At 73.1% G+C, this 17,178-nt stretch carries 11 protein-coding genes; 6 read left to right on the plus strand and 5 right to left on the minus strand.

Annotated elements, in window-relative coordinates; genetic code table 11:
* Nucleotides 1–92 precede the first annotated feature (92 nt).
* On the minus strand, nucleotides 93–1,223 hold the full coding sequence (locus ABZ833_RS23885) for an Ig-like domain-containing protein (RefSeq protein ID WP_361049813.1): 1,131 nt from the start codon (nucleotides 1,221–1,223) through the stop codon (nucleotides 93–95).
* Between the two features lie 290 nt (nucleotides 1,224–1,513).
* On the opposite strand from ABZ833_RS23885, the gene glgX reads away from it, so the two are divergent.
* The 3 genes from glgX to ABZ833_RS23900 all read left to right on the plus strand — a co-directional run bounded on the left by glgX (nucleotide 1,514) and on the right by ABZ833_RS23900 (nucleotide 6,449).
* Nucleotides 1,514–3,850 carry a glycogen debranching protein GlgX gene (glgX, locus tag ABZ833_RS23890; protein WP_361049815.1) on the plus strand — a complete coding sequence of 779 codons (2,337 nt, stop codon included), beginning with the start codon at nucleotides 1,514–1,516 and terminating at the stop codon, nucleotides 3,848–3,850.
* Nucleotides 3,851–3,949: 99 nt separating this feature from the next.
* A complete protein-coding gene (locus tag ABZ833_RS23895) occupies nucleotides 3,950–4,903 on the plus strand; it encodes a LysR family transcriptional regulator (protein ID WP_361049817.1) in 954 nt (317 codons plus the stop codon).
* 178 nt (nucleotides 4,904–5,081) lie between these two features.
* A complete protein-coding gene (locus ABZ833_RS23900) occupies nucleotides 5,082–6,449 on the plus strand; it encodes a carbohydrate-binding protein (protein WP_361049819.1) in 1,368 nt (455 codons plus the stop codon).
* A 70-nt stretch (nucleotides 6,450–6,519) separates the two neighbouring features.
* Here the strand turns inward: ABZ833_RS23900 and ABZ833_RS23905 are convergent, their stop codons facing one another.
* From ABZ833_RS23905 to ABZ833_RS23920, 4 genes are all read right to left on the minus strand, one after another.
* Nucleotides 6,520–7,149 (minus strand): response regulator transcription factor, encoded by a 630-nt coding sequence (locus tag ABZ833_RS23905; RefSeq protein ID WP_361049821.1) that lies wholly within the window; start codon nucleotides 7,147–7,149, stop codon nucleotides 6,520–6,522.
* Entirely contained in the window at nucleotides 7,142–8,377 is a 1,236-nt protein-coding gene (locus ABZ833_RS23910) for a sensor histidine kinase (protein WP_361050753.1), read from the minus strand. Before ABZ833_RS23910 ends, ABZ833_RS23905 begins: the two co-directional genes overlap by 8 nt.
* 67 nt (nucleotides 8,378–8,444) lie before the next feature.
* Complete coding sequence (locus ABZ833_RS23915; protein WP_361049823.1) at nucleotides 8,445–9,227, minus strand: ABC transporter permease; 783 nt, start codon at nucleotides 9,225–9,227, stop codon at nucleotides 8,445–8,447.
* Entirely contained in the window at nucleotides 9,224–10,126 is a 903-nt protein-coding gene (locus ABZ833_RS23920) for an ABC transporter ATP-binding protein (protein ID WP_361049825.1), read from the minus strand. Before ABZ833_RS23920 ends, ABZ833_RS23915 begins: the two co-directional genes overlap by 4 nt.
* 185 nt (nucleotides 10,127–10,311) lie before the next feature.
* Between ABZ833_RS23920 and ABZ833_RS23925 the strand changes: the two genes are divergently transcribed.
* From ABZ833_RS23925 to ABZ833_RS23935, 3 genes are all read left to right on the plus strand, one after another.
* Nucleotides 10,312–12,375 (plus strand): ABC transporter transmembrane domain-containing protein, encoded by a 2,064-nt coding sequence (locus ABZ833_RS23925; RefSeq protein WP_361049827.1) that lies wholly within the window; start codon nucleotides 10,312–10,314, stop codon nucleotides 12,373–12,375.
* Nucleotides 12,372–14,312, plus strand: coding sequence for an ABC transporter ATP-binding protein (locus ABZ833_RS23930; RefSeq protein ID WP_361049828.1), 1,941 nt, complete (start codon nucleotides 12,372–12,374; stop codon nucleotides 14,310–14,312). The genes ABZ833_RS23925 and ABZ833_RS23930 overlap by 4 nt, the downstream gene beginning before the upstream one ends.
* A gap of 78 nt (nucleotides 14,313–14,390) precedes the next feature.
* A complete protein-coding gene (locus tag ABZ833_RS23935) occupies nucleotides 14,391–17,126 on the plus strand; it encodes a BTAD domain-containing putative transcriptional regulator (protein WP_361049830.1) in 2,736 nt (911 codons plus the stop codon).
* The last annotated feature ends 52 nt before the right edge of the window (nucleotides 17,127–17,178 follow it).

Below are 17,178 nucleotides of genomic sequence, written 5' to 3' on the forward strand. Positions count from 1 at the left end.
CGCCTGCGCTAGATAACCACACGGTCCCGACCGATGACTCCCCGCCAATGTCACTGTTCAGTCCCAACTGCGCATGAGGTGCGGGCCCTGCCTCAGTTCCGGCCCTCGGGCTTGGCTTCCGGCTTGGAGCCGGGCGGTGCCGTCCAGTCCTTCCACTCCATGTTCCAGCCACCGAGCCCGTTGTCAGGAGCGACTTTCTTGTCATCGCTGTTGACAACTTCCACCACATCGCCGATCAGAGTGCGGTCGAAGAACCACCCCGCCGGGGTCCGTGAGCTGCCGCCCTTCACATCGCGCAGGCCCACGCAGCCGTGGCTGACATTCGTGTTGCCGGGGGCGTTCGGCGACCAGTAGTTGCCGTGCAGGAAGGTGCCGGACGTCGTCAGGCGCATCGCGTGCGGGACGTCGGGGATGTTGTACTCCCCGCCGAAGCCGACGGTGCGGCTGTTCATCCGGGTCACCTCCAGCATCTCGGTGACCACCATCTTCCCGTTGTACGTCGTGGTCTTGGGGGCGCCCGCGGTGATCGGGACCGTGGAGAGGACCTCGCCGTCGCGGCGTACTTCCATGGTGTGCTCGGCGGCGTCCACCAGGGAGGTCTGGCTGCGGCCGACGGTGAACGAGAAGCTCTTGTCCTGGAGGCCGTAGATGCCGGGGGCGGCCTCGACGTCGCGCAGGCGCAGGCCGACGGTGACCTTCGTGCCGGGCTTCCAGTACTTCTCGGGGCGGAAGTCCACGCGGGTCTTGCCGAACCAGTGGGGTCGCACGTCGACTTCCGGGTCCGCGGTGACGTGGATGGCCCGCTGGACGGCCTCGCGGTTCTCGATCTCCTGGTTGAACTCCAGGGAGACGATCATGCCGGTGCCGACGGTGGAGCGGTTCTCCGGCGACACGTAGGCGATGAACCGCTCGTCGGGGACCTGGGTCGTGAACGTCGTGTGCCGGGCCGAGCGGCGGCCGTGGCCGTCGAGGGCGACGGCGTCCACCGTGTACTTCGCGGCCAGCGCCAGGCCTCCCTCGTCCGCGGGCTTCCAGGTCATGCCGTCCTCGTCGATGCGGCCGGGCACCGGAGCCTCCTGCGCGTCCTGCACCCGGACGACCTTCACCGATTCGAGGCGTCCGTCGGGGACCTTCACCTGGAGCGGTTCGTCGCCCTTGACTCCCTTGCTGCCGTCGTCGGGCGTGACGCGGATCGCGTCGGCGGGCGAGCGTGGCTTGCCCATCAGCCGGTCGATGCCTCCGCCGTCACCACTGCACCCCGCGGCACCGGCAAGCAGTCCTGCCCATGTCACTGCGGCGGCCAGCGCGGCCCCTGCGCGCCGAGCGCGCCTCGCTACCTGTCTCACGTCCGTCCCAACGACCGTCCCCCTCCTGGGGAAACGTGAGTGCGACGCACACGCTGGGCAGAACAGTGGGGAGGACGGCACCGGCCCACGGGTCCAGGCGTGCCGTCCGGTCTGGTAAGCCCCCGCCGCCGGGACGCGGCAGGGGTCGAGCCGCAGGAGGCGGATGGGTGTCCAGCGCAGCCGAACAGGAAGCACTTCGGGGTGGGCGGCGCGGGACGGGCGCGGCCGCCGTGAACGGGAAGGCCGCCGCCGTGAACGGTCCGCCGACGCGGACGGAGGCGCGCACCGCGCCGCGGGCCGCCGCGAGCACGCACGGCCCGACCGTGTGGCCGGGGGCCCCGACGCCGCTCGGCGCGCGGTTCAGAGTGGGGCCCGATGGTGTCGCGGGGACCAACTTCGCGCTGTGGGCCGGGGGCGCGGAGGCCGTCGAGCTCTGCCTCTTCGACGACGAGGGCGTCGAGACACGCTCGCCCCTGACCGAGCTGACGCACGAGATCTGGCACGGCTTCGTGCCGGGCGTCCGTCCGGGGCAGCGCTACGGCTACCGCGTGCACGGCCGCTGGGACCCGTGGACGGGCGCCCGCTGGAACCCGGCGAAACTGCTCCTTGATCCGTACGCGCGTGCGGTGGACGGCGACTTCGCCACGTCCGGTCTGCCGCCCGAGGTGTACGGACACGTGCGGGACTGGCCCCAGCAGCAGGTGGCCGACACGGTGCGGGACGACAGGGACTCGGCCGCGTACGTCCCCAAGGGCGTGGTCGTGCACGACGACGCCCCGGACGACGAGTGGACCGACGACCGGCGCCCGAAGACGCCGTGGGCGGACTCCGTCATCTACGAGGTCCACGTACGCGGCTTCACCAAGCTGCACCCGGGGATTCCCCAGGAGCTGCGGGGCACGTACGCCGGTCTCGCGCATCCGGCGGCGATCGAGCATCTCGTCGGGCTGGGGGTGACGGCGGTGGAGCTGCTGCCGGTGCACCAGTTCGCGCACGAGGACCATCTGCTGCGGCGGGGCCTGAGGAACTACTGGGGCTACAACTCGATCGGCTACTTCGCACCGCACGCGGCGTACGCGGCGTCGGGGACGACGGGCGGGCAGGTCGGCGAGTTCAAGCGGATGGTGCGGGCGCTGCACGAGGCCGGGATCGAGGTGATCCTGGACGTGGTCTACAACCACACGGCGGAGGCGGGCGAGCTGGGCCCGATGTTCTCGCTCAAGGGCATAGACAACCGCGGCTACTACCGGCTTCAGTCGTCCGACGCACGGCGGTACGCGGACTACACGGGCTGCGGGAACACGCTCCAGGTGGTGCAGCCGCACGTCCTTCGCCTGATCACGGACTCCTTGCGCTACTGGGTGACCGAGATGGGCGTGGACGGCTTCCGCTTCGACCTCGCGGCGGCGCTCGCGCGCTCGTTCCACGACGTCGACATGCTCTCCCCCTTTCTCGCGGTGATCGCGCAGGATCCGGTGCTTCGGCGCGTGAAGCTGATCGCCGAGCCGTGGGACGTGGGCTCGGGCGGCTATCAGGTGGGGGCGTTCCCGCCGCTGTGGACGGAGTGGAACGACCGCTACCGGGGCGCGGTGCGGGACTTCTGGCGGGGCGCGCTGCCCGATGTGCGGGATCTGGGGTACCGGCTCTCCGGGTCGAGCGACCTGTACGCGTGGGGCGGGCGGCGTCCGTACGCGTCGGTGAACTTCGTGACGGCGCACGACGGGTTCACGCTGCGGGACCTGGTGACGTACGAGCGCAAGCGCAACGAGGCCAACGGCGAGGGGAACAGGGACGGCACGGACGACAACCGGGCCTGGAACTGCGGCGTGGAGGGCGAGAGCGCGGACGAGCGGGTGACCGTGCTGCGGCGCCGGCAGCTGCGCAATCTGCTGACGACGCTACTGCTCTCGACCGGGGTGCCGATGCTGGTCGCCGGGGACGAGATGGGGCGTACGCAAAGGGGCAGCAACAACGCGTACTGCCAGGACAACGAGGTCAGCTGGGTGGACTGGGGGCTCCTGGAGGAGCCCGGGTGGCGCGCTCTGTACGACCTGACGTCCCGTCTGATCGGGTTGCGGCACCGGCATCCCGTGCTGCGGCGGCGGGCGTTCTTCTCGGGGCGTGCGCATTCGGCGGACGGGCTCCGGGACCTGGCGTGGTTCACGGCGCGCGGGACGGAGATGACGGAGGGCGACTGGTACGCGCCGGCGGCGACGCTCGGCATGTATCTGTCGGGCCGCGACATCCCCGGGCGTGACGCCAGGGGCGCGCCGGTCGTCGACGACAGCTTCCTCGCGGTCCTGCACGCGGCGGACCGCGCGGGGAGCTTCGTGCTGCCGGGTGCGCCGTGGGCCCAGGCGTACGAGGTGGTGGTGGACACCTCCCTGGAGGAGCAGGGGGCCGCGCCCGGCACCGTCCTGCGCGCGGACACGACGGTCACGATGGACGCGCGGTCGGTGCTGCTGCTGCGGGTGCGCGACGACGTGACGGGCGAAGGAGGCTGACGCCGTGCGGGACGTCGCCCGGGGGCGGCACTCCGCAGCGGCCGCATTGGTACGAACCTGCCCATTGCAGCGCTCCGGGCCACGGGTCAAGCTCGGCCCATGGACCTGGAGTTGCGGCACCTCAAGACGATCCGGGCGATCGCCGACGCGGGCAGCCTGACCAAGGCCGCCACCGTGCTCGGGCTCGCGCAGCCCGCCCTGAGCGCACAGCTGAAGCGGATCGAGCGCGCCCTGGGAGGTGAGCTGTTCGAGCGGGGGCGGCACGGGGTGCGGGCCACTCCGCTCGGGGAGTTCGTGCTCGCCCGTGCCCGGGTCGTGCTGCCCGCGGTCAGCGGCCTGCGCGAGGAGGCGCTGCGGTTCGGCCGGGCCTGGGAGGGCGGGGCGGGGTTCCGGCTCGGCGCGACGCACGGGCCGCTGCTCGGCGCCCTGGTGGACCGGCTGGCCGCCGCGCACCCGGGGGTGCCGGTGACGACCCACACCTCCTGGTCGGAGCGGGAGATCGCCTCCCGCACGGCCGACGGGCGCCTGGACTTCGCGCTGGTGGGGACGTGCGGGGCGAGCACGCCGCCGGAGAGCGAGCTGCTTGTGTGGCGTGAGGTCGCCCGTGACCCCGTCTTCGTCATGCTGCCCACCGGGCATGCGCTGGCCGCCCGCCAGGAGATCGACCTGGCGGCGCTCGCGGGCGAGGCGTGGACGGACGTGCCGGGCGACGGCTGCTTCGCGGACTGCTTCACCGCCGCGTGCGCCCGCGCGGGGTTCACTCCGTCGTCCGTCTACGAGACGGATGTCGCGTCCTGTGTCCATCTGGTCCAGGTGGGGCGGGCGGTGGGCCTCTGCCGGGCGACGTTCCCGCCGACGCACGGCCTGGTGACCCGGCCGCTCGCCGGGGCGCCGCTGTACTGGCGGCATCTGCTCGGCTGGCATCCGACGGCCCCGGCCCACGACACCGCGCCCGCCGTCTTCGCACAGGCCCGCGCTGCGCACGCCGAGGCCGCCGCGCGCAGCGAGAGCTACACGGCGTGGCTCGCGGCGCCTTCGACCCGCCTTCCCTGACCTGCCCGGTGGGGCCTCGGCGAGGCCTCACGGAACCTCGTGGCGCGTTCCATAACGCCGGGGCAGGGGGTCGGCTGACAGCTACTGGGCGGCAGTTGAGGCTTCTACGGTGTGGGCGATCCGCTGACCGACCCCCTCACCGGTCCGCTCACCCCCTCGCAACCGAGGAGACGTCCCCATGCTCCCCACCCACCACAGACGCGCCGCGGCGGCGTGCGCCGCGCTCGCCGCGTCCTGCGCCCTGGTCCTCGCGGGTCTGCCCGGCACCGCGAACGCCCAGGCCGATCCCGCTCGCGCCTCTCTGCCATCACCCGCCGAGACCGCCGCCGTCGACAGGACATCGCCCGAGGTCCTGAAGGCCATGCAGCGGGACCTCGGCCTCACGTCGGCGCAGGCCGAGGCCCGTCTGGTCAACGAGGCCGAGGCCGGCGCCGCCGCGGGAGCCCTGCGGGCCGCCCTCGGCCGTGACTTCGCGGGCGCCTGGGTGCACGGCGCCACGTCGGCGCGGCTCACCGTGGCCACCACCGACGCCGCCGACGTCCCCGCGATCGAGGCGCGGGGTGCGCGGGCCGAGGTCGTGCGGCACTCCACGGCTCAACTGGACGCGGCCAAGGGCAAGTTGGACCGCGCCGCGAAGAAGACGGCGACGCGCGACGCGCCCGTCTGGTACGTCGACGTGCGCTCCAACGCGGTCGTGGTGCGTGCCGTGCACACCGCCGCCGCCAAATCCCTCGTCTCCGCCGCGGGTGTCGCGTCCTCCCTCGTACGGATCGAGAGGACCAAGGAACGGCCTCGCCCGCTGTACGACCTCGTGGGCGGCGAGGCGTACTACATGGGCGGCCGGTGTTCCATCGGCTTCCCGATCACCAAGGGCACGCAGCAGGGCTTCGCCACGGCGGGCCACTGCGGGCGCGCGGGCACCGCGACCAGCGGCTACAACCAGGTGGCCCAGGGCACGTTCCAGGCGTCGATCTTCCCCGGCAGGGACATGGCCTGGGTCGCCGTCAACTCCCAGTGGACCGCCACCCCGTACGTGAAGGGCCAGGGCGGGCAACGGGTCGGCGTCGGGGGCTCCACACAGTCCCCGGTGGGTGCGTCGATCTGCCGTTCCGGCTCCACTACGGGGTGGCACTGCGGCACGATCCAGCAGCACAACACCAGTGTCACCTACCCCGAGGGCACCATCAGCGGCGTGACGCGGACGACGGTCTGCGCGGAGCCGGGCGACTCGGGCGGCTCCTACATATCCGGGAGCCAGGCGCAGGGCGTCACGTCGGGCGGCTCGGGCAACTGCTCAAGCGGCGGGACGACCTTCCACCAGCCGATCAATCCGCTGCTCCAGCAGTTCGGCCTGACGCTGAAGACCACGGGGGGTGGCCCCGGCCCCGGCGATCCGGACCCCGGCGGCACGTGGGCCGCGGGCAAGGTCTACGCGGCGGGTGACACCGTCACCTACGGCGGGTCGACCTACCGGTGCCTCCAGGGGCACCAGGCGCAGTCGGGCTGGGAGCCGCCGAATACTCCTGCGCTGTGGGCTGCCGCCTGATCGCTCATCTGTTGGCTGCGGACCGCCGTGGCTGGTCGCGCAGTTCCCCGCGCCCCTTCGGGGCCCGGCCTCAGCCCAGGATGCCGCGGCTGTACGCCGTGGCCACCGCCGCCGCTCGGTCCTTGACGCCCAGCTTGCCGTAGATGTGGGTGAGATGCGTCTTGACCGTGGCCTCGCTGATGAAGAGTTCGACGGCGATCGCACGGTTCGACGTGCCCTTGGCGACGAGCGCGAGCACTTCCCGTTCGCGGGTGCTCAGCGGCTCGTTGCCGGGGGCACGCACGCGTGAGACGAGCCGGGACGCGACGGCGGGCGAGAGGACCGTGCGGCCCTGGGCCGCCGCGCGGACCGCGGTGAACAGGTCGTCGCGGGGCGCGTCCTTGAGGAGATAGCCGGTCGCGCCAGCCTCGATCGCGGGCAGCGTGTCCGAGTCCGTGTCGTACGTGGTGAGGACCAGGACCCGGGCACGGGCCCCGCGCCGGCCCAGCTCGGCGATCGCGTCGACGCCGCCCCCGCCCGGCATGCGCAGGTCCATCAGGACGACGTCCGGGTCGAGGCGCTCCACCAGGGCGACGGCCTCGACGCCGTCGGCGGCCTCGCCGAGCACCTCGAAGCAGGGGTCCGACCGGAACATGCCGCGCAGACCGTCCCGTACGACGGGATGGTCATCGACGATGAGCAGGGTGATCAGGTCAGCCATGGCGGACCAACGGTACGCGAGCCGAGAGCGCGGTGCCGTTGCCCGGCTCCGATTCGACGGTGAACGAGCCCGCGATGCGTTCGGCGCGGGCCCGCATGCCGTCCAGGCCGAAGCCGCCGGAGCCGCTGCGCTGCACCAGGGTCAGCGGGTCGAAGCCGCGGCCGTCGTCGCGTACGTCCAGGGCCACCTCGCCCTCCATGTAGGAGAGGGTGACGCCGAGGCGGGCGGCTGCCGCGTGCCGGGCGGCGTTGGACAGGGCCTCCTGGACGATGCGCAGGAGGGTCGCCTCGATCTCTTCGTGGAGCGGCTCGGCGGGTCCGGTGACCGTGAAGTCGGCGCGGACGCCGGTGCGTTCGGCCCACTGGGCGACCGTCTTCTTCAGCGCTTCGGGCAGGGCGTCGTGCTCCAGGGCCGTCGGGGAGAGGTTGTGGACGGAGCGGCGGGCCTCGCCGAGGCTGTGCCGGGCCAGGTCGGCGGCGCGGCCGAGGTGTTCGCGGGCCAGGGTCTCGTCGGAGGCGGTCGAGACGACCTGGAGCTGGGCGATGATGCCGGTCAGGCCCTGCGCGATGGTGTCGTGGATCTCGGCGGCGAGCCTGCGCCGCTCGTCGGCGACGCCCGCCTCCCGTGCCTGGACGAGGAGTTGGTCGTGCAGGGCGGCGTTCTCGTCCATGGCCTGCTGGAGTGCGGTGTTGGTGCGTTCCAGTTCGACGATGGTGGCGGCGGCGTCGCGGGCGCGCTGTTCCTCCTGCTCCGCGAGGTGGGCGAAGACGGTGAGCAGCGCGATGTTCACGGCGAGCAGCCCGCCGAAGACGGACCAGCCGAGTTCCTCGTCCGGCGGAAGTCCGCCCGACTGGGAGCCCGCCATGATGACGGCGGTGGCGAAGAGGCCGGGCTTGACCAGGCGCGGGGACAGCAGCCGTTCGGCGCCGAAGTAGCCGACGACGGCGTAGAACGCGAAGAACGGGTTGATCCAGGTGAGGACGAAGGCGATCGCCCAGCGCAGGGCGTAGTAGACGGCGCCCGTGCGCGAGGGGCCGGGGTGGGCGGGGGCCAGGCGGCCCCACCACAGCTGGAGCGCCACCGCGGCGGCGACCAGGGCCCCCGACAGGTACCACGCGTCGCGCCCCATGCCGACGACGCCGCTCGTGGCGACCGACATGAGGACGCCGAACCCGAGCAGGACGTAGGGGCCCCAGCGGTGGAACATGCCCCATCGCCGCTCGATCATCTGCGTGGCGTCCGCCGTAGTCGTACTCACGCTCCCAGTGTCGGTCACCTGCGGGGCCGCATCCGGCTCACTCCCACCGGAACCACCGCGCGGCCGCCGCCGAGAGGACCACGGTCCACAGCGCGAGCACGCCGAGGTGGGACAGGCCGGGCCAGTCGCCCGCCGCGGCCTCGCCCAGGGCCTGGGCCGCGGCGCCGAGCGGGGCGATCTCCACGACGCGGGCGAGCGCGTCCGGCATCGCCTGCACCGGCAGCCAGACGCCCGCGCTGAACATCATCGGGAAGAAGACGGCGGAGCCGATCGCGGTCGCGGCCTTGGTCGTGCGCGAGATGGCGGAGACCATGGCGCCGAGCGCGAGCCCGCACAGGATGGCGAGGAGCAGCGCGATCGCGTAGCCGAAGGCCTGGCGCGGCAGGGGCACGTCGAAGACCAGGCGGCCCACGGTCAGGGAGAGCAGGGCCGAGACGAGCGCGGCGGCGCCGTGGATGCCCATCTGCGCGCCGAGTACGGCGGAGGGGCGGACCGGCGTGGTCGACATGCGGCGCAGGATGCCGCGTTCGCGGTAGCCGGTGATCATCGGCGGCATGGCCTGCAGGCCCGCCATGATCAGGGAGAGCAGCACCGTCACGGGGACGTACGCGTCGACGAGGCGGATGCCGCCCAGCGAGGCGTCGGTCTCCCGGAAGGAGGGGATGGAGCCGAGGATCACCAGGAGGACCGTGGGAAACGCCATGATCCAGAAGAGGGCGCCCGGCTCGCGGCGGAAGATCCGGAACTCGGCCTTGAGGACGGCGGCCGAGGCCTTGCTCCTCGCGGTGGCGTGCGGTGCGGCGACGGCGGTGGCGGTCATGCCGTGGCTCCCGTCAGGTCGAGGAACGCGTCGTCCAACGTGGCGTCGGAGACCCGCAGTTGGTGGGCGGTGATGTGGTGCCGGGCGAGCAGCGTGATGGCGGCGTTGACGGTCTCGTCGGTGCCATTGAGGGTGTAGCGGCCGTCGCGCTGGTCGACGGAGATCACCCGCGGCAGCGCGGCGAGCTCCCGCTCGTCGAGGGGCGCGGACGGGGTGAAGGACATGACGGTGGATCCGGCGGCCCGGCTGATGAGGCCCGCCGGGCTGTCGAGCGCGGCGATCCGCCCCTGGTCGATGACCGCGATGCGGTCGCAGAGGCGCTGGGCCTCCTCCATGAAGTGGGTGACCAGGAGGACGGTGACGCCGCTGTCGCGTACGTCCTCGATGAGCTCCCATGTGTCGCGGCGGGCGCGCGGGTCGAGCCCGGTGGTCAGCTCGTCGAGCACGACGACCCTCGGGTTGCCGATCAGCGCGAGCGCGATGAACAGGCGCTGCTTCTGGCCTCCGGAGAGCTTGCCGAAGCGGCTGTCCAGCTTGTCGGTCAGGCGCAGGCGTTCGGCGAGGGGGCGCCAGTCGGCGGGGTTCGGGTAGAACGCGGCGTACAGCTCAAGGGCCTCGCGCACGGTGAGCTTCGCCTGGAGCTCGCTCTCCTGGAGCTGGGCGCCGAGGAGCTGGGTGACCCGGTCGTGGTCGGCGACGGGGTCGTGCCCGGCGACGCGGACGGTTCCGCTGTCGGGCAGGCGCAGGCCCTCGACGCACTCCACGGTGGTGGTCTTGCCCGCGCCGTTGGGCCCGAGGACGCCGAAGATCTCGCCCTCCTCGACGGCGAAGGAGACACCGTCGACGACGGCACGTCCGCCGTAGGCCTTGCGCAGGTCCTGCACTTCGATGATGGGCATGGGTCGAGCCTCGCCGGTGGGCGGGGGTCCCGGCATCGCCCATCGCGCTCGAAGCGGCATCAGCCGATCGGTTGATGGCGGGGTACGACTGGCGTCACGTTCCTGGGGCTTAGGACCAGCGGACGAGCAGGGACGGGCCAAAACTCAGTGGGCTGCGCGGGTGGCCGTCCGTAGGCTCGCTCCTGATGCCGAAACCAGATGCACCGACCAAGGAACCGACCCGGGAAGGGTCAGCGGCGCGGACTCTGCTGCGGCTGTGGCCGTATGTCCGACCCGTACGAACTCGCCTGTTCAGCGCGGCATTTGTCGCCATCATCGCCTCCTGTACGGGGCTTGTCTTCCCCCTCGTCCTGAAGTGGCTCGTGGACGGCCCGGTGGCCGACCGGGACCTGGCGGGTGTGTGGCTCGGAGCGCTGCTCCTGCTGCTGCTCGGCGTCGCGGAGGCGCTGCTCTTCGGCCTGCGGCGGTGGCTCGTGGCCCGGCCGCTCGCCTCCGTCGAGGCGGCGATGCGGGCGGATCTCTACCGCCATCTGCAGCGGCTTCCCGTGGCCTTCCACGACCGCTGGGCCTCGGGCCAGTTGCTGTCGCGCGGCACGACGGACCTGATGCTGCTCCGGATGTTCCTCGCCTTCCCGCTGACGTTCCTGATCGTGAACGGGACGACGATCGTGGTCGGCATGGCGATCCTGCTGGCGCAGGACTGGGCACTCGGTCTCGTCCTGCTGACCCCGCTGCTGCCGCTGGTGGTCGCCTGCGCGTACTTCGAGGGCCGGTACATGGCGGTGGCGCGGCGGGCGCAGGACCAGGTCGGCGATCTGACGACGGTCGTCGAGGAGAGCGTGCTCGGCATCCGCATCATCAAGGGCTTCGGCCGCCACCGCAGTCAGGCGCACGCGTTCCGCGAGCTGTCGCACACGCTGCGGGGTACGGAGCTGGTCAAGGCGCGGCTGCTCGCCGCGATATACGCGGTGATCATGACGCTGCCGGAGATCGCGCTCGGTGCGGCGCTCGTCCTCGGGACGGTGCAGGTGGCGGACGGGGATCTGTCGACGGGCACGCTGGTCGCGTTCCTCTCGACGGCGCTCGCGCTGCGCTGGCCGGTGGAGTCGATCGGGTTCCTGCTCGCGATGAGCCAGGAGTCGGCGACGGCCACGGAGCGGTACTTCGAGGTGATGGATGCGGAGCCGGAGTCCTCGGTGATGGTGGCCGACGACGCGGGGCCGGGCTCCGGTGCTGCGGCCGGACTCCGCTTCCACGGCGTGGAGTTCCGCTACCCGGACGCGCCGCCCGATGCGCCGCCCGCGCTCGACCGGATCGACCTGCACATACGCCCCGGCGAGACGCTCGCCCTCGTGGGCGCGACGGGCAGCGGCAAGACGACGCTGACGGCGCTGGTGCCCCGGCTGCACGAGGTGAGCGGGGGCCGCATCACGCTGGACGGCGAGGACATCACGGAGATGGACCGCGAGCGGCTGCGCACGCTGGTGGCGGTCGCCTTCGAGGAGCCGACGCTCTTCTCCGCGACGGTGGGCGAGAACGTCCTCATGGGGGCCGGAGAGGCCGCGGGCGACGCGGAGCTGGAGCGCGCCCTGGAGGTCGCCCAGGCCGACTTCGCCCACGCGCTGCCCCAGGGCACGGCCACCCAGGTCGGCGAACAGGGCCTGAGCCTCTCCGGCGGCCAGCGCCAGCGCCTCGCCCTGGCCCGCGCGGTGGTGGGCCGCCCGCGCTTCCTGGTCCTGGACGACCCGCTCTCGGCGCTGGACGTCCACACGGAGGCCCTGGTGGAGGCGGCTCTGCGGCGCGTCCTGAAGGACACGACGGCCCTGGTGGTGGCCCACCGCCCCTCCACGGTCCTGCTCGCCGACCGCGTCGCCCTGCTCTCCGCCGGCAGAATCACCGCGGTGGGCACCCACCAGGAGCTGCTGCGGGGGAACGCGGAGTACGCGTGGCTGATGTCGGGGTCGGGGGTCGCTCCCGCGGCTGGGGAAGCAGATCCGGGGCATGACACCGCCCCCACGACAGGGGAAGCGGGCCCGGCGCCCGCGCCCGGCGGGACGAGCTCGGACGCCGCTCCCGCGGCCCGGGAAACGGACCCGGCGCCCGCGAACGGACCGACGAAGCCGGAGGCCGGCCCCGCGGCCGGGGAAGCGGACTCTGCGCCCGCCACCGCGCCCTCACTCCCATCCCCACCCCCACCCCCACAGACAGAAGCGGGCCCCGCGTCCGCGGAAGGTGAGGCCGCACGATGAGCGCGTCTACACCCGCCTCACGGACCACCGGGCCCGGTGAAGAGGACCCGCCCCGCTTTCCCGGCCGGGAGGCCGCCGGTGGGTCGCTGGCCGTCACCGAGTCCCCCGAGGCGGAGGCCATCCAACTCCCCTCCCCCACGGACCACTTCGACAAGGACACCCTCCCCGCGCCCCCCGGCGCCACCTCCGCCCTGCTCCGTTCGCTGCTCTCGCCGTTGCGTGGGCGCGTTGTTCTCGCGACCGTGCTGCTTCTTCTCCAGCAGGCCGCCGTGCAGGGCGGGCCGCTGCTCGTCGCGTACGCCATCGACCGTGGCGTGCCCGCCGTCCGTGCCGACGACTACGGGCCGCTCATCGCCATCGGCATCGGATATCTGCTCTGCGCGGCGGCATCCGGCGGGTTCCAGTACGCGTTCATCGTGGCCTCCGCCCGCGTCAACCAGGACGTACTGCTCGATCTGCGGGGGCGGATCTTCCGCCATGCGCAGGCCCTCAGCGTGGACTTCCACGAGCAGTACACCTCGGGGCGGCTCATCTCCCGGTCCACCACCGACGTGGAATCCCTGCGGGAACTCCTCAGCGAAGGGCTGCAGGAGCTGGTCACCGTCATCCTGTCCTTCGTCTACATCTCGGCGATGCTGCTCTGGCTCGACCTGAGCCTCGGCGCGGCGGCGGTCGTGTCGTTCGTGCCGCTGTATCTGCTCGTTCGCCGGTATCAGCATCGTGCCGGGCCCCTCTTCGGGAAGCGGTCCACCGCCATCGCCGCCGTCATCGTGAAGTTCGCCGAGACGATGAACGGCATCCGGCCGGTCCGCGCCTTCCGGCGCGAGCGGGCCAACGAGGCCGAGTTCGGCGTGCTCAACCGCCACCACGAGCGGTCGAACGGCGACGCCATGCTGGAGATGGCCCGCTACGTCGTCGGCTCCCGGCTCGTCGCCAACACGGCCGTCGCCGGCATCGTCCTGTGGGGCGCCTACCGCGTCACCGACGGCACCCTCGCCCTTGGCGTCCTCGCCGCGGCCGTGCTCTATCTGCGGCGCCTGTACGACCCGATCGACCGGCTCGGGATGTTCCTGAACTCCTACCAGTCGGCCGCCGCCTCCCTGGAGAAGGTCGCCGGACTGCTTGCCCAGACCCCCTCCGTGCCCGAGCCCCACCCCGACCGCGCCCGCCCGCTGCCCGCCCTCGCCTCCGAACACCCGGGCCGCGAGGTCGACTTCGACGGCGTGCGGTTCGCCTACCGGACCGGCGGCGAGGTCCTGCCCCGCTTCGATCTGACGCTGCCCGCCGGGCAGACCGTCGCCGTCGTCGGCTCCACCGGCGCGGGCAAGTCGACGCTCGCCAAGCTGCTCGCCCGCTTCTACGACCCGACGGCGGGCCGGGTCCTGCTCGACGGGGTCGACCTGCGGGACCTCGCCAACGCCGAGCTGAGGCGCGGCGTCGTCATGGTGACCCAGGAGGCCTTCCTCTTCTCCGGCACGGTCGCCGAGAACATCGCCATCGGCCGCCCCGACGCCACCCGCGAGGACATCGAGCGGGCGGCGAAGGCCATCGGCGCCCATGACTTCATCACGTCGCTGCCCGACGGCTACGACACCGACGTACGCAAGCGGGGCGGCCGTATCTCCGCCGGTCAGCGGCAGCTCGTCGCCTTCGCGCGGGCGCTGCTCGCCGACCCGGCGGTGCTGATCCTCGACGAGGCGACCAGCTCGCTCGACATCCCCGGCGAGCGGGCCGTGCAGCGCGCCATGCACACGGTGCTTCGCGGCCGTACCGCCGTCGTGATCGCCCACCGGCTCTCCACGGTGGAGATCGCCGACCGGGTGCTGGTGATGGAGCACGGGCGCGTCGTGGAGGACGGCACACCGGACGAACTGATCGCCGGGAGCGGGTCGTTCGCGGACCTGCACCGGGCGTGGCGGGACAGCGTGGTGGGGTAGGCACAGGGGCAGGCCGCCGCGCGGTCCGCACGGGCACCTCCGGTAATCTGGACTTTTCCCCCAGAAGGAGATGCATCAGTGGAGTTCCGGCTGCTCGGAGCGGTTTCCGTCGCCACCGAGAGCGGCGAACTGCCACTCGGTCCGGCCAAGCGGCGCAGCCTCCTCGCCGCCCTGCTCCTGCGGCCCAACCGCCCGGTGCCGGTGGACCAGCTGACGGCCACCCTGTGGGATCACGAACCTCCGCCGCGCGCCCGGAGCGTCATCCAGGGCCATGTGTCGCGGCTGCGGGTCCTGTTCGCCGGTGCGGACGCCGAGATGTTCGGGGTGCAGCTGGTCACCCAGGGCGCCTCCTACGTCCTGCGGATGCCGGAGAGCCTCCTGGACGCCCACCGGTTCGAGGAGCTGGTGACGCTGGCCCGCGGCCAGCGCGCGCCGGCCGACGCCGTGGCGATGTACCAGGAGGCGCTGTCCCTGTGGCAGGGGCCCGCGCTGAGCGGCACCTATCCGAGCCCGCCGCTCCAGGCCGCCGCCCATGCCCTGGACGAACTCCGGCTCGCCTCCGTGGAGATGCTGGCCGGGGCCTACGCGCGCCTCGGCGAGCACAACCGCGCGGCGGCCGTCCTGCGCGCGGAGGCCGAGGCCCACCCGCTGCGCGAATCGCTGTCCGCGGCGCTCATGCGCGAACTCCAGCGCGCGGGGCGCCGTTCGGAGGCGCTCGACTGGTTCCACCGCACCCGGCGGCTGCTGGCCGACGAACTGGGTGTCGACCCGGGCCGTGAACTCGCGGACGCCTACGGGGTCGCGCTGCGCGGGGAGGGTGACGACGCGGGGACGGCGGCCCCGGCCGCGGCAGCCCCCGCGCCCGTCCCGGCACACGGCGCGCCCACCGCCCCCGTGGCGGACACGGTCGACCTGCTGCCGCGCATGCCCCGCGGCTTCCACGGGCGCGCGGGCGAACTGACCGACCTGTCCCGCGCGGCCGCGGGCGAAGCCCCCGTGTGCCTGGTCACCGGGCCCGCGGGCGTGGGCAAGACGGCCCTGGTCGTGCACTGGGCGCACCGCAACCGCGCCGCGTTCCCCGGCGGCCTGCTCTACGCCGACCTGCGCGGCTTCAGCGACACGGGCGAGCCGACGCACCTCGAAGTGCTGCGCGAGTTCCTGCTCGCCCTCGGGGTCGCGCCGCGCCGGATCCCGGAGTCGGCGAACGGCGCGTCCGCGCTGTACCGCTCGCTCGCCGCCGACCGGCAGCTCCTCGTCGTCCTGGACAACGCGCGCGGCTCCGAGCAGGTCAGGGAGCTCCTTCCGGGAGGCACCCGCTGCGTCACCGTGGTCACCAGCCGCTACCGCCTGCGTGGCCTGATCGCGTCCGACGCCGCCCGTCCCGTCCCGGTGGACGTACTGGAACCGGACGACAGCACGGCCCTGCTCGCCGCGGTGCTCGGCAAGGAGCGGGTCCTCGCGGAGGCGGTGGGCGCCCGGCGGCTCGTGGAGCTGTGCGGCGGGCTTCCCCTCGCGCTGCGGGTGGCCGCGGCCCGCCTCGCGGACCAGCCGGACTGGTCCCTGCGGGCGATGAGCACCGAACTGGCCGACGAATCACGCCGGTTGACCCTGCTCGACGTGGAGGACACGGGCGTACGCGCGGCGCTGCGGCTCACCGTGCGGCGGCTGCCCGATGACGTCGCGCACCACTTCGCCCACCTCGGCCGCCATCCGGGCACGCACGTCGACCGCTTCACGGCGGCGGCCCTCGCGGGCACGGACCCGGACACGGCCGAGGCCGCCCTCGACCGGCTGACCGCCGCCCATCTCGTCACCCGGACCGCGCCGGGGCGCTGGACCCTGCACGATCTCGTACGCCTCTACGCGCGCGACCTGGACGCGGAGCCCGACGCCCTGATCCGGGTGCTCGACCACGGCGTGGCCACCGCCCTGGCCGCGGCCGACTCGGCCGAGCCCGGCGCCGAGTCGTGCTTCACGCTGCCCGCGGACTTCCGTCCGCCGCACGCGATACGGACGTTCGCGGACCGCGACGAGGCCATGGAGTGGTACGCGGCCGAGCGTGACGACCTGATGCTCGCGGCGGCCGCGGCGGAGGCGGCCGGGCTGCCCGGCAGGACGTGGCGGATCGTCCTCGGGCTGTGGCCGCAGATGGTGTGGCGGGTCCTCGACGGCTGGACTCCCTTGCTCCACAAGGCACTTGAGGCCACGCGAGCCGAAGCGGACGCCCGTGCGGAGTCGCGGGTGCTCGCCCTGCTCGGGTGGGTGCTCACCGAGGAGGGCCGCACCGAGGAGGCCCTCGTGCACCTGGAGGCCGCCCCGGTGATCGCCGCCCGCGCGGGCGACCGGCTCGGCGAGGCGACGGCACTGATCAACCTCTCCCTCGCCCAGGCCGCGCTCGGCAGCCCGGAGGAGGCGGCCGAGGGCTGCGTACAGGCGGCGCACCTGGCCCACGAGGCGGGCGACCGCCACACCGAACGCCTGGCCCTGCACCACCTCGCCCGGCATCAACTGGACACCAGGCAATGGCAGTCGGCCCTGGACACGTCGGTCGCGGCCCTGGACATCGAGAGCTCCCCGAAGGCCCCGGCGACCTCCCGCGTCCTGCTGCTCACCGCGGGCGGCGAGGCCCTCATCGGCATGGGCGACGAGGCCGAGGGAATCCGCCGCCTGGAGGGCGCGGCGAGCGAGGCGGAGGCGTCCGGCTACGACGAGGGCGCGGTACGGGCCCTCGGTGCGCTGCTGCGGGTGTCGGCGGACGTGGGGCTGCGGGCGCGCTACGACACGGCGATGGTGCGGCTCGCGGAACGGACGTGAGGGGCCGGTTCGCGGAACGGACGTGAGGGTGCGGCGCGGCTGACGGGGGGCA

It is taken from the genome of Streptomyces sp. NPDC047525, assembly GCF_040643025.1.
Taxonomy (GTDB): domain Bacteria; phylum Actinomycetota; class Actinomycetes; order Streptomycetales; family Streptomycetaceae; genus Streptomyces; species Streptomyces durmitorensis.

Coding starts and splice junctions, on each gene's coding strand:
- ABZ833_RS23885 (WP_361049813.1), bottom strand. CDS start 1,223: ATGGGCAAGCCACGCTCGCCCGCCGACGCGATCCGCGTCACGCCCGAC.
- ABZ833_RS23895 (WP_361049817.1), top strand. CDS start 3,950: ATGGACCTGGAGTTGCGGCACCTCAAGACGATCCGGGCGATCGCCGAC.
- ABZ833_RS23900 (WP_361049819.1), top strand. CDS start 5,082: ATGCTCCCCACCCACCACAGACGCGCCGCGGCGGCGTGCGCCGCGCTC.
- ABZ833_RS23905 (WP_361049821.1), bottom strand. CDS start 7,149: ATGGCTGACCTGATCACCCTGCTCATCGTCGATGACCATCCCGTCGTA.
- ABZ833_RS23910 (WP_361050753.1), bottom strand. CDS start 8,377: ATGATCGAGCGGCGATGGGGCATGTTCCACCGCTGGGGCCCCTACGTC.
- ABZ833_RS23915 (WP_361049823.1), bottom strand. CDS start 9,227: ATGACCGCCACCGCCGTCGCCGCACCGCACGCCACCGCGAGGAGCAAG.
- ABZ833_RS23920 (WP_361049825.1), bottom strand. CDS start 10,126: ATGCCCATCATCGAAGTGCAGGACCTGCGCAAGGCCTACGGCGGACGT.
- ABZ833_RS23925 (WP_361049827.1), top strand. CDS start 10,312: ATGCCGAAACCAGATGCACCGACCAAGGAACCGACCCGGGAAGGGTCA.
- ABZ833_RS23930 (WP_361049828.1), top strand. CDS start 12,372: ATGAGCGCGTCTACACCCGCCTCACGGACCACCGGGCCCGGTGAAGAG.